Source organism: Acinetobacter sp. YH12152 (genome assembly GCF_013418285.1).
GTDB lineage: Bacteria > Pseudomonadota > Gammaproteobacteria > Pseudomonadales > Moraxellaceae > Acinetobacter > Acinetobacter amyesii.
This window is the reverse complement of sequence record NZ_VPCH01000048.1, coordinates 1-20,260: the sequence shown is the minus strand read 5'-3', so window position 1 is coordinate 20,260 and position 20,260 is coordinate 1. Positions and strand designations below refer to the sequence as shown.

At 42.7% G+C, this 20,260-nt stretch carries 22 protein-coding genes and 2 pseudogenes; 10 read left to right on the top strand and 14 right to left on the bottom strand.

Annotated elements, in window-relative coordinates; all coding sequences use genetic code 11:
• Window positions 1-24 precede the first annotated feature (24 nt).
• The 7 genes from FTU83_RS13845 to FTU83_RS13815 all read right to left on the bottom strand — a co-directional run bounded on the left by FTU83_RS13845 (window position 25) and on the right by FTU83_RS13815 (window position 6,837).
• Complete coding sequence (locus FTU83_RS13845; RefSeq protein WP_180106928.1) at window positions 25-1,074, bottom strand: cyclopropane-fatty-acyl-phospholipid synthase family protein; 1,050 nt, start codon at window positions 1,072-1,074, stop codon at window positions 25-27.
• Between the two features lie 8 nt (window positions 1,075-1,082).
• A complete protein-coding gene (locus FTU83_RS13840; protein WP_180106926.1) occupies window positions 1,083-1,862 on the bottom strand; it encodes a DUF1295 domain-containing protein in 780 nt (259 codons plus the stop codon).
• A gap of 25 nt (window positions 1,863-1,887) precedes the next feature.
• Window positions 1,888-3,090 carry a cyclopropane-fatty-acyl-phospholipid synthase family protein gene (locus FTU83_RS13835; RefSeq protein WP_180106924.1) on the bottom strand — a complete coding sequence of 401 codons (1,203 nt, stop codon included), beginning with the start codon at window positions 3,088-3,090 and terminating at the stop codon, window positions 1,888-1,890.
• Entirely contained in the window at window positions 3,087-3,875 is a 789-nt protein-coding gene (locus tag FTU83_RS13830; RefSeq protein ID WP_087549659.1) for a DUF1365 domain-containing protein, read from the bottom strand. Before FTU83_RS13830 ends, FTU83_RS13835 begins: the two co-directional genes overlap by 4 nt.
• 9 nt (window positions 3,876-3,884) lie before the next feature.
• Window positions 3,885-5,168, bottom strand: a complete 1,284-nt coding sequence (locus FTU83_RS13825) for an NAD(P)/FAD-dependent oxidoreductase (protein WP_180106922.1) — start codon at window positions 5,166-5,168, stop codon at window positions 3,885-3,887.
• Window positions 5,165-6,151, bottom strand: coding sequence for an acyl-CoA desaturase (locus tag FTU83_RS13820; protein ID WP_179994247.1), 987 nt, complete (start codon window positions 6,149-6,151; stop codon window positions 5,165-5,167). Before FTU83_RS13820 ends, FTU83_RS13825 begins: the two co-directional genes overlap by 4 nt.
• Window positions 6,152-6,288: 137 nt before the next feature.
• Window positions 6,289-6,837 carry a lipocalin family protein gene (locus FTU83_RS13815; protein ID WP_180106920.1) on the bottom strand — a complete coding sequence of 183 codons (549 nt, stop codon included), beginning with the start codon at window positions 6,835-6,837 and terminating at the stop codon, window positions 6,289-6,291.
• Window positions 6,838-7,318: 481 nt separating this feature from the next.
• On the opposite strand from FTU83_RS13815, the gene FTU83_RS13810 reads away from it, so the two are divergent.
• From FTU83_RS13810 to FTU83_RS13800, 3 genes are all read left to right on the top strand, one after another.
• Entirely contained in the window at window positions 7,319-7,534 is a 216-nt protein-coding gene (locus tag FTU83_RS13810; RefSeq protein ID WP_004799092.1) for a cold-shock protein, read from the top strand.
• A gap of 101 nt (window positions 7,535-7,635) precedes the next feature.
• Entirely contained in the window at window positions 7,636-7,863 is a 228-nt protein-coding gene (locus FTU83_RS13805) for a hypothetical protein (RefSeq protein ID WP_004761266.1), read from the top strand.
• Window positions 7,864-7,924: 61 nt separating this feature from the next.
• The gene (locus tag FTU83_RS13800) at window positions 7,925-8,122 is read left to right on the top strand and encodes a hypothetical protein (protein WP_168405434.1); all 198 of its coding nucleotides are present in this window, start codon (window positions 7,925-7,927) and stop codon (window positions 8,120-8,122) included.
• Window positions 8,123-8,280: 158 nt separating this feature from the next.
• Here FTU83_RS13800 and nudC read toward each other — a convergent pair whose 3' ends face one another.
• Window positions 8,281-9,054 (bottom strand): NAD(+) diphosphatase, encoded by a 774-nt coding sequence (gene nudC / locus FTU83_RS13795; protein WP_180106918.1) that lies wholly within the window; start codon window positions 9,052-9,054, stop codon window positions 8,281-8,283.
• A 371-nt stretch (window positions 9,055-9,425) separates the two neighbouring features.
• Between nudC and FTU83_RS13790 the strand changes: the two genes are divergently transcribed.
• Together FTU83_RS13790 and FTU83_RS13785 are read left to right on the top strand one after the other, a co-directional pair.
• Window positions 9,426-10,949 (top strand): cryptochrome/photolyase family protein, encoded by a 1,524-nt coding sequence (locus tag FTU83_RS13790; RefSeq protein ID WP_180027294.1) that lies wholly within the window; start codon window positions 9,426-9,428, stop codon window positions 10,947-10,949.
• A gap of 1 nt (window position 10,950) precedes the next feature.
• On the top strand, window positions 10,951-11,103 hold the full coding sequence (locus FTU83_RS13785) for a DUF2256 domain-containing protein (protein ID WP_168379796.1): 153 nt from the start codon (window positions 10,951-10,953) through the stop codon (window positions 11,101-11,103).
• On the opposite strand, the gene FTU83_RS13780 is transcribed toward FTU83_RS13785, so the two are convergent.
• The 3 genes from FTU83_RS13780 to FTU83_RS13770 form a co-directional block, all read right to left on the bottom strand.
• A complete protein-coding gene (locus FTU83_RS13780) occupies window positions 11,100-11,354 on the bottom strand; it encodes a TIGR03643 family protein (protein WP_180022958.1) in 255 nt (84 codons plus the stop codon). The genes FTU83_RS13785 and FTU83_RS13780 overlap by 4 nt on opposite strands.
• A 197-nt stretch (window positions 11,355-11,551) precedes the next feature.
• Window positions 11,552-11,953 carry a hydroxyisourate hydrolase gene (gene uraH / locus FTU83_RS13775; protein WP_168378003.1) on the bottom strand — a complete coding sequence of 134 codons (402 nt, stop codon included), beginning with the start codon at window positions 11,951-11,953 and terminating at the stop codon, window positions 11,552-11,554.
• Window positions 11,954-11,963: 10 nt separating this feature from the next.
• A complete protein-coding gene (locus tag FTU83_RS13770) occupies window positions 11,964-12,452 on the bottom strand; it encodes a heme-binding protein (RefSeq protein WP_257222635.1) in 489 nt (162 codons plus the stop codon).
• Between the two features lie 106 nt (window positions 12,453-12,558).
• On the opposite strand from FTU83_RS13770, the gene FTU83_RS13765 reads away from it, so the two are divergent.
• Window positions 12,559-13,230 carry a heavy metal response regulator transcription factor gene (locus tag FTU83_RS13765; protein WP_168378005.1) on the top strand — a complete coding sequence of 224 codons (672 nt, stop codon included), beginning with the start codon at window positions 12,559-12,561 and terminating at the stop codon, window positions 13,228-13,230.
• Complete coding sequence (locus tag FTU83_RS13760; protein ID WP_180022962.1) at window positions 13,227-14,609, top strand: heavy metal sensor histidine kinase; 1,383 nt, start codon at window positions 13,227-13,229, stop codon at window positions 14,607-14,609. The genes FTU83_RS13765 and FTU83_RS13760 overlap by 4 nt, the downstream gene beginning before the upstream one ends.
• A 13-nt stretch (window positions 14,610-14,622) precedes the next feature.
• Here the strand turns inward: FTU83_RS13760 and FTU83_RS13755 are convergent, their stop codons facing one another.
• Genes FTU83_RS13755 through FTU83_RS13745 form a run of 3 tightly spaced genes read right to left on the bottom strand, consistent with a single transcriptional unit; the run spans window position 14,623 to window position 17,775 of the window.
• Window positions 14,623-15,336 carry an ABC transporter ATP-binding protein gene (locus FTU83_RS13755; RefSeq protein ID WP_180106914.1) on the bottom strand — a complete coding sequence of 238 codons (714 nt, stop codon included), beginning with the start codon at window positions 15,334-15,336 and terminating at the stop codon, window positions 14,623-14,625.
• Complete coding sequence (locus FTU83_RS13750) at window positions 15,329-16,552, bottom strand: ABC transporter permease (protein ID WP_180106912.1); 1,224 nt, start codon at window positions 16,550-16,552, stop codon at window positions 15,329-15,331. Before FTU83_RS13750 ends, FTU83_RS13755 begins: the two co-directional genes overlap by 8 nt.
• Window positions 16,549-17,775, bottom strand: a complete 1,227-nt coding sequence (locus FTU83_RS13745) for an efflux RND transporter periplasmic adaptor subunit (protein WP_180106941.1) — start codon at window positions 17,773-17,775, stop codon at window positions 16,549-16,551. The genes FTU83_RS13750 and FTU83_RS13745 overlap by 4 nt, the downstream gene beginning before the upstream one ends.
• 578 nt (window positions 17,776-18,353) lie before the next feature.
• Here FTU83_RS13745 and FTU83_RS13740 point away from each other — a divergent pair.
• The 3 genes and pseudogenes from FTU83_RS13740 to FTU83_RS17325 all read left to right on the top strand — a co-directional run.
• A complete protein-coding gene (locus tag FTU83_RS13740) occupies window positions 18,354-19,085 on the top strand; it encodes a Fic family protein (protein WP_120403233.1) in 732 nt (243 codons plus the stop codon).
• 173 nt (window positions 19,086-19,258) lie between these two features.
• Window positions 19,259-19,828: pseudogene (locus FTU83_RS13735) on the top strand (IS5 family transposase); the annotation flags it as partial.
• Window positions 19,829-19,846: 18 nt separating this feature from the next.
• Window positions 19,847-20,005, top strand: a pseudogene (locus FTU83_RS17325) (integrase); the annotation flags it as partial.
• Between the last annotated feature and the right edge of the window lie 255 nt (window positions 20,006-20,260).

Sequence of the window (20,260 nt, the reverse complement as noted above, 5' to 3'; positions counted from 1 at the left end):
TACCCCATCCGATTCGCCATTCAATTATACGGTTTTCTTTTTAAACAGAAAGTGACCGATCACCCACTCGCGTCCATGGTCATAACCAAATAGCTCGGCACAGGCCATAAAGAAAATCCGCCAGCGCTGCCACCAGATTGCGGCATCCGCGCCATAAGTTTGTTCAAATAAGGGCTTTAGCTCGGCCTGTTTAGCATCCATATTTTCTAGCCAAGCATTTGCGGTACGTTCATACTGCGTACCCGCCCATTGCCAGTGCTGCTCTAGCTGTAAATGCTGCTGAAAATGTAGAAAGGTCGACGCTGCCGGCATCAGTCCGCCACTAAAGAAATATCTCGACATCCAGTCGAATTCATTTTTCACTTCAAACGGATAATGCAGGAAACGGTGACAGAAAATATGGCACCAGAGCAGACCATCCGCTTTCAGCCAGCAGCTGATATTTTCAAACAGTTTCTGGTAGTTGCGCACATGTTCAAACATTTCCACCGAAACCACGCGGTCAAAGGACGCGGGTTCCAATTGCAGCACATTGACGTCGCAGGTGATCACCGTCAGGTTCTGCAGTTTTTTCAGACGCGCCTGTTCCTGAATATACAGGCGCTGGCTCGAGGAATTCGACACCACCGTAATGCGGGCTTTGGGATAATGCTCGGCCATATACAGACTCAACGATCCCCAGCCACAGCCAATTTCCAGAATATCCTGTCCATCTTTTAACTGTGCACGGTGGCAATAGCTGGCAAGTGCCGCTTCTTCCGCCTGATCCAGCGTGGTATGAGGATGTTCAAACAGGCTAGCGCTGTATTTCAGACGCTTGCCCAGCACCGCCTGGAAAAATGCGGTGGGCAGTTCATAGTGCTGTTGATTGGCCTTTTCGGTCTCGATGGCAATCTCGCTGTTTTTCAGCATATGCAGCACATCCATATAGCGCCCAGCTGCCAGTGCCGGGTCAAAGCGTCCTTCCTGTGCCAGACGTTTTTTGCTTAAAGTACGAATGCCTGCACGAATCACTGGGTCTGGCACCTTGCCATTTTCGATCAGTTCTAAGGTTTTTTTAATCATAAAGTCCATGTATTTACCTACTCTTTGGGTGGCCACGGAATAAACATTGAAGTTCGTCGTTGATAGTCTTTATAGTTGTCGCCGCGATGTGCCAGCGCCTGTTGTTCACTAAAGGGAATCCCGGTGATGTAGTACAGAAACAGCCACATCAGCAGCGGATAAATCCATAATCCATAGGCACCTGCTGCCAGACCAAGGACCGGATAGGCAAACCAGTGCAGCCATTCAAAAAAATAATTCGGATGGCGCGAATATTTCCAGAGTCCCTGATCCATGGTTTTACCTTGATTCTGTGGATCTAGCTTAAAACGGTAAAGTTGTTGGTCGGCAGTGCTTTCGCCTATCAAAGCGGATAGCATGATCATGCCCGCCACAATCACAGTGACCAAAGTCCAGTCATTCCATTGCTCGGTCGAGATACTTACCAGCTTCAGCATTGGGTAAGAAAACAGTAGAGCCAAACCTGCCTGAAATATAAAAAACATCAGAAAACCAAGATGCTGATAATCCCCCATCGCTCGGCGCATGTTGGCATAACGCGTGTCTTCTTGGGTTTCACTGGCATAGCGCCGTAACAGATGCCAAGTCAGCCGTGAAAACCAGATCCCACTCGCCAGTCCCAGAAATAAGCGAACCAAGATCGGTGCACTGTCAATCGCCCAAGCGGCAATAATCACATTGAGGGCAATACTGAAACTCCAAGCGACATCGACCAGCCCTGCTCTGCGGTTATAGGTCACCAGCAGCCAGCTACAGAGCATGATAAAGACATTCAGCATCAGTAAATTCAGCAGCATTTCGTCCCTCCTGTTTTATCTTGGCTTAGTAGGCACTGGCTTCGAACAGCAGATGTACATCACTGATCACGCCTTCGCGGAAGCCACCTTCGCAATAACACAGATAAAAATCCCACATGCGGATAAAACGCTCATCAAAGCCAAGCCCAAGTACCTGATCATGTTGCTGCAAGAAACGCTGACGCCAGCAGTGCAAGGTCTGGGCATAGCTCTGGCCGATATCTTCCAGATGTTTGAGTCGCAGTTTTTGTTCGGAAGCGGTCTGGGTCATGACACTGATACAGGGAATAAAACTGCCCGGGAAAATATAGCGCTTGATATAGTCAATGGTATTCAGGGCTTTGGCATAGCGTGCATCTTCAATCGTAATCGCCTGAATCAGGGCCAGACCATTCGGCTTGAGGAGCTCGCGGCATTTTCGGAAATAAGTTGGTAAATACTGCTCACCTACTGCCTCGATCATTTCAATCGACACCAGCTTGTCGTATTTGCCTTCCAGTAAACGGTAATCTTTCAGCTGCACAGTCACACGATGTGACAATCCTGCTGCAGCGACCCGGGCCACGGCTTCATCATACTGTGCTTTGGAAATGGTGATGGTGGTGACCTTGCAGCCATACTGCTGAGCGGCATAAATGGCAAAACCGCCCCAGCCGCTGCCAATTTCGACCAAATGATCCATCGGTTTGAGTTGCAGTTTCTGGCAAATCAGCTCTTTTTTATAATCCGAAGCCTGTTCCAGGCTCATGCCCGGCTCTTTAAACACCGCACTGGAATACATCATGCTGGAATCTAAGAACAATTTAAAAAAATCATTGCTCAAGTCATAATGCTCAGCAATATTCTGACGACTGCCATCAATCGAATTCTTGCGGGATTTATACCAAGCCTTGAGTACCAGCTGGCTAGCTTTTGCCACCACATTTTGATTCATCCGATCAAGCACATCACGATTACGCGCTAGAATACGAATTACATTGACCAGATCTTCACTGCTCCAGTAACCACGAATAAATCCTTCTGCTGCCCCCAGTACACCATTACGGAACAACAGTTCCATCAGACGGGCATCATGCACCTGAATCACGGCCTCAAGATCGCTGTTTTCGCCAACTGTTCCGCTCCAGATGCCTTTAAAAATCAGCTGACCATGCCGCAATTTCAGCAAATGCCGTAATACCACCGGCAGTTCGGTGTGCTCTCCCATTAACAGTGTTTTCATAGTCATGTCTTTCCTTTTTCTTTTTTAGGATGGCGGTAAAACGGAATTTTCTTTTTCCATAAACGAAAGGCATGCAGATAAATTCCGCTGACCATCCTGAAGGGTTCAAGAACTTTCAGTACAGCATAGCGATGCTGCTGTGAAGGAACTGTGATGGCCTGCAGGGAAAATTTCAGGGTGGCATCGAATTGCAGCACGGCCTGCTCAAACAGCTGCATATGAATCACATTTTGTTGTTCTGAAAAGCTAAAACGCCAACGATAATCTAGCTCCATCGGCATGAACGGCGACACATGAAAGTCCTTTTTAAAATCAAACTGGTGACTTTGGTACGGCGCATGTTGGTCTGCATTGTTTCGGCAGTCGTGAATGTAGACCTGTCTTTCATTCCACGGTGTATTGGTAATTTCACTAAGTACAAATATCAGTTGGTCGGTGGCATCTAAGACTAGATAAAACACTACAGAATTAAAGCGAAAGCCGAGTGTTCGTGGCAAAGCCATTACTCGGATAGATGCGGCATGCGGTAATAGATAGTTTTCCCGCTTGATGAGCAAACGTGAGACCTTCTGCCGAATCGAACCATATTCCATGGTCAGAAAATCCCGCTCATCTAGGGTCAAGAAATTCCAGCGGCTGGAAGACCAGAGCCAGGATTTACCGGTAAAGGTCGCGAGCTGATCCGGATCAAACCATAGATAGGTTAGCTGGGTCTCAAAAGCATGGGCTTTGGGCAAATAACGTCGGTGCCGGATTTCGGCAGAGGCAATCGCCAGTGGATACATCTGCATCATGTGCTCCTAGGCGGCCTGTTCGGCCTGTTTCAATAGCTGATCGACTACCCATGATGCGCTACGCGCCCCATCCTCATGAAAGCCCCAGCCCCAGTAAGCACCACAGTATGAAGTGCGGTTTTGGCCGTTGACCTCGACCCAGCGTTGCTGTGCTTCAATCGCCGGGGCATCAAACACTGGATGACGGTAATGTCGTTCTACCCAGACTTTTTTCGGATTCAGGGCAAAATTAGGATTCAGGGTGGCAAAGACTTGGGTTTTGCAGTTCAGGTTCTGCAACTGGTTCATCCAGTAGCTAAAGCCATAATGTGTGCCACTGTGCTGGAATGGCGTCTGTTCAGTGGCCTGAGTCGGCGTGACGTGTACATGCCAGCTGGCCCACTGGCGACGGGATTTGGGCATGATAGAGGTATCGGAATGTACCACCATGCGGTTATCCTGATAGCGGAACTTGCCTAGCACGTCCAGCTCCTGCGCGGTCGGGTCTTTCAGCAGTTCCAGGCTGTCATCGGCGTGGCTGGCGAAAATCACCCAGTCAAAACGCTCGCTACCTTGTTGGGTTTCAATCAGTACATCATTGGTGCTGCGAGACACCTGATGCACAGCAGTTTTACGGAAGGTGATATTGCACTGGGCTTGAATGGCACGAACGTAGCGAGCTGATCCACCCTTGACCGTCAGCCATAAAGGACGGTCTTTGAGCTGCAACATGCGATGATGCTGGAAAAAGCTCACCACAAATTTATAGGGAATCTGTCCGGCCTGTTCCACCGGACAGGACCACAGCGCTCCACACATCGGATAGAGATGTTCATGACGGAAGGCATCGCTATAACCATGGTGATTTAAATACTCATCAATACTTAGCTGTGCATCGACCTGTTCCACATCCAGATCTTTATTGGCCGCATAGAAACGGAACAGATCCGACAACATCGCGCGAAAATCTGCATTAAAAAAGTTTTGAGGTCGGAACAATAACGAGAATTTTTTTGAAGGATTGTACTGTAAGCCACTGACCTGATTATTCACCGAAAAGCCCATGTCACTGCTTTGCGATTGAATCCCAAGTTCTTTTAGCATGGCGCAGAACAGCGGATAGTTATGCTCGTTAAACACAATAAAGCCACTGTCCACCGCAACCTGTTCACCATCGATATTCAGCTGATGGGTATCGGTATGACCACCAAAGTAGTTCTTCTTTTCAAATACTGTGACTTCATGCGCTTTGCTGAGTTTCCAGGCAGCGTACAGACCGGAAATACCTGAACCAATAATTGCAATTTTCATGGCGATTCCTTTGAATGAATAGTCGGAGTGCCGGTCTTGGCAGCTTTTTTCTGTTTTCGAGCCCGGGCAATTTTACTGACATCATAGACCCGTGGCGGAATCGGCTTGAGTCCCCAGACCAGCCCGAACAAAGACATGAGTTTCAGCAGGTAATAGGTCACATCAATCTGCCACCAGTAAAAACCCTGCCGTGTACTGCCGGCATAATAATGGTGATTGTTGTGCCAGCCTTCGCCCAAGGTAATGATTGACAAGAATAAGTTGTTGCGGCTGTGATCTTCAGTGTCAAAATCCCGGCTGCCATAATGATGCGCCAATGAGTTAATACACAAAGTGGCATGGAGCAGCAACACAGTGGAGACCACAAACCCCCAGACCAGCAATTGCAGGCCGGAGGTACCGAGTTGCGGCCAGGTCATAGCCAGCCACTCCCCTAGCGCATAAATACCGCCCGCGGTCAGCACCACCACAATTAAACTGAAACGGTCCAGCCAGATCAGTTCCGGATATTTCAGCCAATCTCTAATGACTTCTTTACGCGTGGCAAAGTTATATTCGTTTAAAAACCAGCCAACGTGGCTGTACCAAAAACCATGCGTGGAGGAATGCGGGTCTTGCAAGGTATCGGTATAGCGATGGTGATAACGGTGATGCGCCGCCCACCAGAGCGGGCCACGCTGCGCACTCATGGTACCCATCAACACAAACAGGAACTGTACCGGACGCGAAGTCTGAAAAGTTTTATGTGACAGATAACGATGAAAAAAAGCGGTGATGGAAAACATGCGGATCAGGTAGAACAGCAGCATAAAGCCAATCGCAAACCACGACACTCCCACCCAGAACACGGCGAGACAGGCTAGATGTAATAGAATAAAGGGTAAAATCCTCAGCCACTGAATCTTGCTGTTTTCAGCCGTCAGTGTTTCGGGCGCTGTGGGTGTAGACCAGCTGTCTATCCATCGCATCAGACTTTTCAACATGGACTCATCCTACTTTTAAGCGGTTGTCTTTATTCTATTTGATGAGTCTAATCAGTCAGATATGAATTTTATGTGAAGTGAAATAAAAAAAAGCCGAACTGTAGAGAGACTAATGAGTTCGGCAAAAGGGTAACAGATTAATGCGGCAATTTGATCAGTTTTGTGATGTCATAACCATAATATTTTGCTGTATCCAGATAGGACTGATAGGTGGCTTGATCCAGTTGCGGTTCACGTGACAAAATCCATAGGTATTTGGTACTCGGTCCACCGACCAGCGCCACTTTATATTCCGGGTCTACTCGTAATACCCAGTAATGCCCTTTGGTAAACGGAATCCATCTTAAACCTGGCGGCAAAAAGCTGACTTTCAGTTTGCTGTTGCCCTGATTTTGCGGATAGGCCACCCCTTCAGAGCTTATCATTTCACCATTTTCAATCCGGCAGCTATTTAAGACGTCCATGGTCTGATCGGCATTGACAGTGTATTGTGCCGAGATATCCGAGACACATTTACGCTGAAAATACATCGGTAAATGCGCAATTTCATACCATTTACCCGCATACTGCCGGATATTCACCTGATCGACTGCCTGAGGGGCAACCGTTTCAGCTCGAGCAGTAAAGCTTAAGCTGATGATGGCCAGCGCTGTAACTGCAAAAACCGACTTGAATAGCATCTTCATTTTTAAGCCTTGTTGTATTTGAGACTTAAGATAACCCAGGTGGGTGTGAACAAAGCGTGAAGATTAAATGCAGAATGAAGGTAGGAGAAATTTCAATCTTACAGCCTGAGAAAATGGGGAAAATCATTTCTTCTTGGATCCCCTTTTAAAGCGGTAAATTGGTTTTTTAGATTCAATGTAGCAATATTGTCGATAGTATTATTTAAAAAAGCCAACTAGATCAACATATTAATTCCTGAACCAATCATCTTTTATAAGGCAATTAAATATACATATAAAAAAACTTGATTAATTTTATTTTTAAGGTATAGTTAACTCAACTAGAAAAAAGTCTTGTTTCATTAAATCTCTCTTAAGTATCGTCGTTTTATTCATAATTCTTCGTTTTTTTCAGATTTTAAGTTTCATTCTTTATTATTTTCAAAGTTATATGCAGTCAATAAAATGACTAAAAATTATTAAAAAATCAGTAGGATTTATTATGTCAAACTCAAATGTTGTTAAAGGTACCGTTAAGTGGTTCAATGAAACTAAAGGTTTTGGTTTTATTCAACAAGAATCAGGTCCAGATGTTTTTGCGCACTTTAGTGAAATTGCTAACTCAGGTTTTAAAACATTATTCGAAGGCCAACAGGTTGAATTTAGTATTGCTCAAGGTCAAAAAGGACCGAATGCGGTCAATATTGTTGCTATATAAGCACTAAAATACGAGTTTAAAAAGCACTACTCAGTGCTTTTTTAATTTTAAAGAAAAAGTTGTTTTCCATATTGGAAAAAATCATAAAAACAGGATATAAATTGTTAAAAGTTAATGAATTAATAGCAAAATCTAAAAATGGTACTGAAATTATCGTTTCTTTAATTCCCTTAAATAAAATGCAGAATACACGTCAAGGTTTTAAAGAAATTGAAGTGGGAAAAAGAGTTCTGCTGGAATCTGGAATTGAGGTAGATTTAAATTTAGATGGTCGTACATTTTATACGTCTTTAAATCAATTATTTAAGCTAAATCAAAAAGTTATTTAAAAAATAATATATTGCTTAATTAATTGAACAGCCGCTCCATAATCTTGTTAAAGGTAAAATAATGTTTAAACAAAATCTAAATGTAAAAGACCAATTCGGTATCAAATATTCTATTCAGGCCACGGTTGAGCGCAATTTTAGTGCTAGCCAGTCTTGTTCCCATGTCAAATATATTACCGTGGATGGTGAAGATATTCGGCCCAGTTTTGAAATGTTTTTCCAAAGTACTTCTAGCGGAAAAATTTTCAAGATTATTTAAGTCGATGAACTACTCACAGCTAAAACAAAGCCAATAATATAAAAATATTTATATCTTATAGCTTTATATTATTTATAACTAATATAATAATTTTAAATTTCTAGTGGCTTAACTCGCCCTTAAAAGAGCGAGAATGCGCACTATATTTGTTCAAAATTTCAAAGCCATTCTTTGCTGTCATCGGCAACAGGTGTTCCATGCATCACATGCTGAATCATGGCATAAGCAATACTGCCCTTGAAGGGAATTTCGGGTAACTGATCAAACTTGAAAAATTGCGCGTCGCTCAGTTCATCTTCCTGAATCTGAATCTCACCCGAGTGATACTCTACCCTGAAGGCCATCATCAGATTGCTGGGAAACGGCCACGGCTGGCTGGCCAGATATTGAATGTTTTTGATCTGTAGCCCCACTTCTTCCATCGTCTCACGGCGTACCGCCTCCTCCAGGGTTTCGCCCACTTCGACAAATCCGGCAATCAGGCTGTACATCTGGGTTTTGTTGCGGGCATTTTTTGCCAGCAGAATTTCATCTGTACCCCGAGTAATGATAGTGATCACACAAGGATTCACACGTGGATACTGGTTATAACCACAGGATGGGCAGACCATGGCATAGTGACTGACGTGCTGCTGGGTCGGGTGGCCACATTTACTGCAAAAGCGGTGATTACGGCGCCACTCGAGCAATTGCACAGCACGACTGGCTTGTTCAAACTGTGGCCTGCTCCAGACCTGCACCAATTGCCGGATCGGGACTAGTTGATAGCCTTCAGGTATCGGTTCGTCTTCTTTCAGGTCACGAGCAATGATCGCGCCATTTTCCAACAGGTTCAGGTCATGCTGCAGTCGTTCTACATGCGGCAACTGGAAATGCTCATCCACCAGTAATTGTTGCTGTCTAAAAATATACGCTTTTGAATGTATGCTCATGACAATTCCTTGATTAAAAAAAATCCCACACAGAGGATGTATGGGACAAAACTAAGGAAGCTTACATGGAGTAACTTCTAGCCAGATACTAGGCGAAAGCTGCCTGAATTACAAACACAATAATTTGTATCTTTTTGATTAAAATCACATAATTTTCACACCGACTATGCATTAAACAATCATTAAATTCGAGTATTGTAAAATGGTTTGAAATTTATATAGATAAATACAGCTTTGCTCAAGTGATGATGATTTCTGTGCAATGGTTGATCCGCATCTGACACAGTCTCTTTGGGATGATCTGTATTTTCACAAAAAATTGAGCTGCCTACATTTACACTGTTCTAGTGTTTATAAACTTTGAGATTGGTATGCGTTTCGGTTTAATTCTGGGAGACCAGCTTCATCATCAGCTAGCTACGCTCAAAGTACTGGATCGCACTCAGGATGTAATTCTGATGGCCGAAGTGGTTGAGGAAGCCACTTATGTCGCCCATCATCCGCAGAAAATTGCGCTGATTTTTAGTGCGATGCGTCACTTTGCCAAGGCGCTTAAAGCTGATGGTTGGCGTGTACGGTATCATGCTTTTGAATCTGATAGTCCTATTCGTAGCCTGCTGGATTTTGTGCAGTCACAACAACAACTGCTCCCCGTAACAGGACTGGTAATTACACACTGTGGAGAATACCGCCTACAGCAGCAGATTCAACAGCACTGGAGCCCACGGCTACAACTGCCCGTACAGTGCCTGAATGACGACCGTTTTTTCTGTAGTCTGGAGCAGTTCCGCCACTTTGCCAGTCGCTACCAAACACTGCGTATGGAATATTTTTACCGAGAAATGCGCAAGCAGACTGGTTACTTGATGCAGAGACAGCAGCCCATAGGGCAACAGTGGAACTATGACAGCGCCAATCGCAAGGCTTGGTTGGGCAGTCCGCCCTTGCCCCCGCAACTTAATTTTGAACGAGATCAGATTGATTTAGATGTGCTTGCACTGGTTAAACGTGAGTTTTGCCAGCATTCTGGAAGTCTTGCCAATTTCCGTTGGGCCACCACACGCAGTAATGCCAAGCGTGTTCTGGAACATTTTATTGCCTATAGTTTGCCTTATTTTGGTGATTATCAGGATGCTATGGCACAGGGTACAGACACGCTGTTTCACAGCCTGCTCTCACCTTATTTAAACTGTGGCCTACTATTGCCCAAAGAAGTCTGTGATGCGGCAGAAGCTGCCTACCATGCCGGTCATGTACCACTGAATGCAGTTGAAGGTTTTATCCGGCAGATTCTGGGTTGGCGCGAATATGTACGAGGCATTTACTGGCTATACATGCCGGAATATGCCAACCGCAATGCACTGCAGCATTCGTCACCGCTGCCACAATTTTACTGGACTGGTCATACCCAGATGAACTGTATGGCGGAATGTTTTCGCAATACTTTCCAAAATGCCTATGCGCATCACATCCAGCGTTTGATGATTACTGGCAACTTTGCCCTGTTAAGTGCTGTAGACCCGCAGCAGATCAGTGAATGGTATCTGGCGGTATATGCAGATGCCTATGAATGGGTAGAACTACCGAACACGCTGGGCATGGTAATGCACGCTGATGGTGGGTTAATGGCCAGCAAACCCTACGCCGCTTCGGGCAATTACATTAATAAAATGTCAGATTACTGCAAGCACTGTACCTACAATGTCAAAACCCGTACCGAGCCGGACAGCTGTCCATTTAACAGTCTATACTGGTTTTTTATGATTCGGCATGAAGCGATATTTCGTACTCATCCACGTATGGGCATGATCTATCGACAACTCGATAAACTTCAAGATCGGCAGCAGATTATCACCCATGCGCAGCAGCTCCTTAGTCGGATTGATGAGTTATAAAATGAAAAAACATCATCTTCCTAAAAAAATCTGTATTCACTGCTTACGCCCATTTAACTGGCGTAAGAAATGGCAACGTTGCTGGGAAGAAGTCAGATACTGTTCTGAACGATGTAAACGTGAGTCCAGACGGTGTACAAAGTCAAGCGCTTAGAAACGTTTATACTGCCTTGAACAATAAGCCCGAATTACATCAGGTGATCGCAGCTGCAAATGCTTGGTTTTTCGACCGGTAACCCGTTCACGCCACATTTTAAAACTAGATACTTTCAAGTTTTTTCGCATCAAACGAATCACAGTCGCTTCATTTAAACCATACTCACGTTGGATAGCTTCAAAAGGAGTTCGATCTTCCCAGGCCATTTCGATAATTCTTGATAAATCTTGTTCAGCAAATTGATTCACGCCATTCTCATTTTTAATCAAATAATAGTAAAAGCTAATTTTTGGCCTTTAAGCCTCATCACATCCCTTGTACAACTTGAATCTATTCTGATTCGGTGAAGAGTATAAAAATATGGGCATGAATTTTTTGTGATTCTTTCTAACGTTTACTAATTATAAGCAATTAAAAGGGCTAGTTTTACCAGCCCTTTAGATTATCAATTACCTCGGTAGGTCGAGTATCCATAAGGGCTTAATAATAAGGGAATGTGGTAGTGACTGACACTGCCATCAACTTTGAAAATAACGGGGACTTCTGGGAAAAAAGTGCTCTGATTATTCTTTTTGAACCAGTCACCAGTTTTGAACGTGACCTTATAAATCCCTTGCGCTAACGGCTGATTTTCAGGAAAAAGTGCTGTAATACGACCATTCGACCCTGTAACTTGCTGATTCAGCTGCACCCATTTATTGCCAGAACTCTTTTCGAGCACTACTTCAACATCAGCAGAAGGTAAGCCATTTTCTAGATTTAACACATGCACACTTAATGGGTTATTTTGTGCAAACGTCATTGATGTTAATAACAGTGTTGAGAGTGGTAAAAACTTCTTAAACATAATGGAATCATTAACGATTAAAACTATACTGAATGGCTGCCTCAGCACAATACTGATCATTTTTGGCGCCTCCTGCACCCGCAACCCCAATTGCACCGACCACCTGATTTTCATAACGCACTGGTAAACCACCTCCTAACAACAGCAAATTAGATAAAGTGGTTAAATTTTTTGCATCACTGTTTTCATGAGCATTTTGACTTAACAGCAAGGTCGCTGTTTTGGTCGATAAAGCGGTATAAGCTTTCTTTTCGGCTGCGCCCAAATTATGGGGGCCGACATTTTCATGCCTACTCACCATCAAGGTATTTCCTCCCCGATCAACCACGACCACAGCAATATTGTGCTGTATTTTTTGACAAGCAGCCACTGCGGCATCAACAAGGATGTGTGCAGCGTTGGAATCGAGTGAATAAACTTGATTCAATTGAATGGTTTGTGCAAAAGTACTGCTACTCATCAGCATTACTGTTAAAACAAACCCTTTGAGGTTGTTCATCATGATTGCCCCGAATTAAGTTTTACAAAATCTTATACAACCTGAATGATTTGAAGCATGACAATCACATTACAAAGTTGTCATCTTCAAAATGAGTCTGAGCAAAATGTGTATTCTAATTATCGAAGATGAAGTGAAGATCGCCTCATATCTCGTGAAGGGCTTAAATGAATCTGGCTATGCCGCTGAATGTGTTCATTCAGGGCTCGAAGGCTTGGAAAAACTAAAAATACAACCTTATACCTTGGTCATATTAGATGTGATGCTGCCCGATATTGATGGCTGGGCAGTCTTAAAAGTATTGCGTCAATTTTCCCATATACCCGTGATTTTTCTCACTGCCAAAGACCAGATTATTGATAGGGTCAAAGGTCTGGAACTAGGTGCCGATGACTATCTGGCCAAACCTTTTTCTTATATTGAATTACTTGCGCGCATTAAAAGCTTACTGAGACGGCAACAGTATGTTCAGGAAAACGAGCTATGGATGGGCAACTTAAAAATGGACTTAATCCATCATAAAGTTTGGCGACATGAGCAGTTAATTGAACTCAGTAAAAAAGAATTTAATTTATTGCACTTTATGCTGCGGCACCCAAATGAAATTATTACGCGTAGGCAAATTGCTTCCGAAGTTTGGCATATCAATTTTGATACCGATACGAATTTTATTGATGTCGCGGTACGACGCTTACGCAGTAAAATTGACGAGGAGCATGAGATAAAATTAATTCATACTGTCCGTGGCTTGGGCTATAAAATTTCGGTTGAAGCATAATGTTCAAGCCCATTCGCTCTTTAGAACTCCGATTAACGCTCTTGGTTACAGGGTGTGCTGCAATGGTCTTGTGCGCTGTGGCATTTATGACCTATCTGGGTATCAACCAGATTTTAATTGCTCAGCAAGATCGGGCTTTGGTTGAACGAATTGAGCGACTGGAAATTTTGCTGCAAGACAGTAGTAATATTGAACAGATTATCGCTCGCCCGAAGCTGTATCAAAACATGTTGGGAAATCAGGATAATTTGTTTTTATTGATTCAGGGCAATCAGATTCTCATCAACATCAATTCTCTTGGCATTCCTCTGCCTGAATTTACCCATCAGCCACAGATTCAATTCCGAGATTTATCAGCTCATACTTACCCCACCCGTATTGCTTGGAAAACCATTCAAATCAATCAGCAGCCCTATGTGTTAATTGCAGGCAAACAGTGGTCTGAACGTTTAGCCATCATCTCGCCTTTTCAAAAACGTCTTTTCATTTATGTATTTACAGGCATCTTAGCCATTTTCATACTCTGTGCCATTGCTAGCCGTCTGGGATTGAACGCATTAAGAACTCTGCGAGAACAAACCCATGCCATTAATATTCAGCAACTTGAGCAGCGACTCAATCTGGTTCATCCCCCTCAAGAGATTGAACAACTAGCATCCGATATCAACGCCATGCTTGACCGTATTGAAATGGGATATAGCCAACTGAATCGCTTCTCTGAAGACATTGCCCATGAATTTAGAACCCCATTGAATAATTTAATCGGGCAAACCGAAATTTTACTCATGAATGAACGTAGTCCCGCACAGTATCAGGAACTCTTGATTTCCAACTTGGAGGACTATCAACGTTTAAAACGAATGATTGACAGCATGTTATTTCTCGCCCGCGCAGATGCACACAAAGTTTGCTTAAACAAACAGAAGATTCAACTTCAATCATTTATAGAAAATATATTCAGTATTTTCGAGTATCAAGCTGAAGAACAACACTGCAATTTTGTTTTAAGGCTTGAAGCGACTGAGCTATCGGCAGATCCTGAACTGTTACAACAAGCGCTGTATAATCTAATATTAAATGCGCTCATTCACGGCAGCAATTACCGAACTATTTATGTGCTTAGCCACAGAAAGAACATTAATAATATGCAGATGATTACATTATCTGTGATCACCAGTGGTTTGGAAGTTGCTCCTGAGCATTTGCCTCATCTCTTTGAGCGTTTTTATCAGTGCAGTTCCAGCAGACAAAGCCCTCATCAAACGGGTGGTTTAGGCCTATCGATTGTGGCATCCATTTTAACGCTTCATCAGGGAATGTATCAGGCAGTCAATAGCGCAGAAGGCATCTGCTTTGAACTGCTGTTCCCAGAAGAGTAACCCACATTCGCACTCATTTCATCTCGTGTTTGGAATCACTCTGAATTCTCCCATCCACCAGATTAATGGTTCTATCACAGGTTGCCGACAATCTAGGATCATGAGTCACCAAAAGGACTGCACAGTCATGTTCGCGATGTACTTTACGAAATAATTCAAACATTTCCGCAGCAGTTTGAGTATCCAGATTACCTGTCGGTTCATCGGCCAACAATAGTGCAGGCTGAGTAATCAGTGCACGTGCAATCGCTACGCGTTGCTGCTGCCCTCCAGAAAGCTCATTGGGTTTACGGTCAGCGAACTTATCTAACCCTACAGCGGCCAATAATTCATGGGCATATTGCAACGCAAATTGATCTGGCTTACCTTGCTTCAGCATTAATGGCATAAGCACATTATTTAAGGCAGTAAAGGCCTGTATAAGATGATGAAATTGAAACACAAAACCTATACTGTTGCCACGTAATGCTGTCCGAGCCATATCATCCATACGACTTGTTGCCTGACCCAACAAGTACAACTCACCACAGCTAGGCTGATCTAATAAGCCAAGAATATTCAGTAAAGTACTTTTGCCTGAACCAGAAGGACCAATTAATGCAGCAAAGTCATTCCGTTGAATACACAGATCAATCCCATGTAATACCTCCACTTCATTAGGTTGCCCAACATTATAGGACTTTCGCAATGCTTCTAAACGTAGTACTTCCTCAGATGAATCAGACATGACGAATTGCCTCCACAGGATCGAGTGCAGCAGCCCGACGGGATGGTATTGCAGCAGCCAAAACTCCCGTTAAAATCGCCAAGAATAATGCTGACAAGATAAGCTTGATTGAAATCGAAATATAAAACAAGCCGGGACCAAACTGATTAAATCCCCAAATTAGACAATAACTGACAACACTACCAAGCATCGAACCAAGCAGACCAAAAATTGCTCCCTGAAATAAGAAAACTCTTAAAATTTGCGCTTGTGTCGCCCCAGTCGCACGTAAAATACCGATTTCCCGAGTCCGTTGCACCACACTCACCGACATCACACTGGCAATACCAAAAGCGACTGAAATCCCCACAAAAACAATAATCATGTTGGTCGAAAGGCTCTGAGCGGTAATCGCATTCATTAATTGAGCATTGGTTTCAATCCAGCTTTCTGCTTTTAATCCTGTCAGGCGTCCGACTTGCGAGGCAATTTGATCCGCCTTAAAAATATCCTGAATCGTCAGATCAATCACGGTCACCCCACCCGGCAAATTAAGTAAAGATTGCGCCTGTTTCAAATCCAGATAAACATAGCGCGCATCCAATTCACGCACGCCCAGTTCAAATATTCCAGAGATATTCACCACCGCATTTTTCTGTTGCCCAGTATCTAACCTTAATTTGCTCCCGACTTGCACACCCAAATCTTTGGCCAATTGACGCCCAATTAATACATTATCTGCACTGACCCGTAATTCACCACTCACAATATATTGCTTTAACGGAATAATCTGTTGATAACGTTCAAGATTGATACCAACTAAAGCAACCGATTGAATCGCATCTCCGCGCTGTACAAATGCAGGACCAGAGACCACAGGAGAAACCGCCGTCAACACTGACAACTGATCTAAAGTCTCAGTAATCTGCTGCCAATTATTAATAGAGCGTAAGCGTTGCGCACGCTGATCTTCTTGTAACAGCTGAAGTGTTCCTGCTGCTGGTAGCACAATGTGATTCACCTCATCTGGTGAAAGCAAACGAATATGCGCCTGCGTCCCTAAAGTCCTTTCTACAATATTCGATTGTAAGCCCTGAATTAAGGCGCTAATGAACACAATGACCGCTACCCCCACCGCGACGCCAATGGTAATCATAATCGACTGTGTGCGACCCTCTCGCAAAAAACTGATTGCGATGGTCCACTCTGCCCAAAGTCGCCCAAAAAAGTTTTTCAATCGAATTTCACCGGTAATTCATTTTTGCTATTTGTCGGATCCGTTTGATTCTGCAAGACACGTTTAGTTTGCTCTATTCGGACACGAGTTCCATCTTTAAGCACTGATTCTGCATCGGTAAGGACGTGATCACCTTCTTTCAATCCAGCTACAACTTCCGACATGACCAAACCACGTAAACCCAGTGTGATAGGATGACGTTGAATTTTTCTATCTCTTACTAAAATAACCATAGCCTTGTTGCCACTTATACTGCTTAAAGCATCATTTGGAATGACCATGGTTCGCTCGCGCTTGTTGGTTTCAACATTTACCGATACCGTCATGTCTTGACGCAAAAAATCTGGGACTGGATCAACTGTTAGTCGGACGTCTACTGTGCCACGTTGAGCATCAATACTTGGGGCAATAAAATTAATATGGGCAGGAAAAGGTTGATCTGGATAAGCATCCGCAATCACTACTGCTTTTTGTTGTAAAGCCAGCAGTGATAAATTTCGTTCATCAAATGGCACTCGAATTTCAGTCGCACCATCCAATGCAATAGTGAAGAGAGTCTGACTCGGTTGTACCAAATCCCCCGGCTCAACATTCCGGGTTAAAATAATACCTGAAACTTCTGCACGAATTTTGGTCTTGGCGAGTTGAGCTTGTAGTGCAGCGAGTCGTTCACGTAGTTTTGTCTCTTCAACTTTATCTGGGGCTAGTGAGGCAACTTTTAATCGAGCTGATTCCAAATTATTACGGGCGAGTCTTTCTGCCTCTATCGATTTCTCCCTTTCCTCTGCTGATAATATTCCTGATTCGGTATTTCGTCTGCGTAACGCCTCTCTTTGAGCCTGTTCTAATTGTACTTTGGCATTCGCTAAATCAACTTCTGCTTGCGGGCGTCTAGTGGTTTCGAGTTCTTTTAATTCAGCTTCTGCCTGCCGCACTTGCGCTGAAATTTCATCAGATTTCAGTACTAAAAGAATATCCCCTCGAGAGACCCGATCTCCCTCTTGAACCAAGCGCTCAAGAACAACCCCTGTAATTTCACTACCAATCTGAGTCCGAGATACTTTTTCTACCCGTCCTGAAGCAACAACTGTCTGAATCAATGGACTAGATACGACTTCATAACCAGGTAACAATGATCCTTGCCACCAGCGATATGTAGCAAAACTGACGAGCAAAACCAGTAGTATAATCATGATCCAAGGCTTATAGCGAATAACAAGCAATTCCATTCTCCAAGCCAGATTAAAGAAAAGTTTTTGAATCGAATAATTAATGTCTAGTTAAATATATATGAAAATTTAGTTACAACACACCAAATTAAAAAAGCACACCATTTTTATTAAATTAATTTCTCTTACTGTTATAATTTTTTCATAATATTGATTAAACAAACAAACAAACAAACAAACAAACAAAAATAAACCTATATTTTTATATATTTCAAAATCTTATATGAAATAATAACACGTTTTAGACTTTAACATTCCAGCTATCAATAACGTAATACATAGCCATATTTAGTAAAGTAGCTGTGATGGCGTCAATTGAACTCAACTCCTAAGCTATTGATTTAGTGAACCATAAAGTCAATAGCGTTTTACCTGTACCCACTTTTTACCCAAATTAGATTTAGCGCATTGAATCACAAAATTTATTTTGTTCAAATCCATTAACAGGATTTGAAATGGTGTCCCGATTTTAACACGTATGCATTCAATATTAAAAGATATGTTATAACATTACTTTTTTATATTTGTTTTTTTCATGTATCATTCAAGAGTACAACTTCAGGGTGAAAGTTATGTTTGACAATATAGATGCCTTAAAAACAAAATTAGATCAGCATCGTCCTCTTTCTCCTGCAATTGTAAAAAATCTACAAGAAGATCTTATTGTTCGCTGGACCTATCATTCGAATGCAATTGAAGGCAATACACTTACATTGCTAGAAACAAAAGTCGTGTTAGAAGGCATAACTGTCGGTGGGAAGGCATTAAGAGAACACTTCGAGGCAATTAACCATAGAAACGCTATTTATTACGTTGAAGATATTATTCGAAAAGAAGAACCATTTTCTGAATGGCAAATTCGCAACATCCATCAACTCATTCTAAAAAATATCGATGATGACAATGCAGGACGTTATCGCCAACAAAACGTGTTGATTTCAGGTGCTACGACTAACCCACCCGACTATACACTGTTGAATGATAAAATGGCTCAGCTTGTCGATTGGTACAATACTGAGGCACATAAGCTACATCCTATTGAACGTGCAGCTAAAGTACATGCAGACTTTGTAGGCATTCATCCATTTATTGATGGGAATGGTCGTACATCACGCTTATTGATGAATCTCGAATTACTTAAAGCTGGATATCCGCCTTGTGTGATTACAGTAGAAAATCGTTTGGCTTACTATGAAGCTTTAGATCAATGGATGGCTTATGGTAAAACTGAAGCATTTATCCAATTAGTTTCTGAGGCTGTGCTTGATGGATTTAAACCATATCAAGTTGTATTGGGGATTTAAATTTATTCTGATCCTAGACAGTATCATGGACAATCGATCCCTCTAAATTCTTAAAATAATTCTGTTCAAAAGCTTCAGGGCTTAACCAGCCATTTGCAGAATGCCGTCTAATTCGATTGGGCTTTGTTGCACAAAGCTGTTCTTAAGGGCTTATTCAGCAATATAATTTCCAAATGAAGAAGCCTACACACAAAATCTATCGCACAACCAATTGGCCCGCATATAACCGAGCTCTCATTAATCGTGGGAATATTGCCATTTGGTTCGATCCAAAAACACAATGATATGTACAACCACAAGGCAAACAAGGTCGAAGTCAAACCTACTCCGACATAGCGATTCAATGATGTTTGATGATCAAATCTCTATTTAGACTCACTCTACGCATGGTTACTGGCTTTGCTCAAAGCTTAATTAAACTTTGCGGATTAGATTGGACAGCTCCAGATTACACTACGCTTTGTAGAAGACAAAAACATATTGATATTTAAATTAGCTATCAAAAAAGTAATGATAGGCTCCATCTACTTGTCGATTCCACGGGATTAAAGTTTTTAGGTGAAGGTGAATGGAAACGTAAAAAGCATCAGCCCGAATATCTTCGCCAATGGCGTAAACTCCACATTGGTATTGATGCTGAAACCTTGCAAATACGGGCAGTTCAGCTCACGACAAACAATGTCAGTGATTCACAGGTACTTGGTGATTTACTCGATCAGATTCCACAAGGTGAGCAAGCAGAAAAGGGACCAATTCCAAGTAATTTTGCTGCTGATAAAACCGATTACCCACGTAAAATCTATGAGAATGCACTCGTACATAAACTACCAGATGAGGTAGAAGCTGCTGACTTACGTGGAGCATATTTTGAAAAACGAAAAGGCTTAATGGCTGATTGGGCAGAATTTTGTAATGAATAAGATTTAAATGACATAAAATCAATAATTCTGCCTAAAATTGCTGAAGCATGAGTATATTCATTTGATTAGATAATAAAAAAACACAAAATAATTTATTGGCGCTGCTTGTGCAACAGAGCCAATTTATAACGGCTTTGTTGCACAAAGATTTGAAATACAAAGCCCCCTAATTGAGCCAAATTTAAGGCGTAACTTGGGTAAGTGGTCGACCTAATTCCGTAAATCTGTTGAGGACTGCTACACGTGCATGAATTT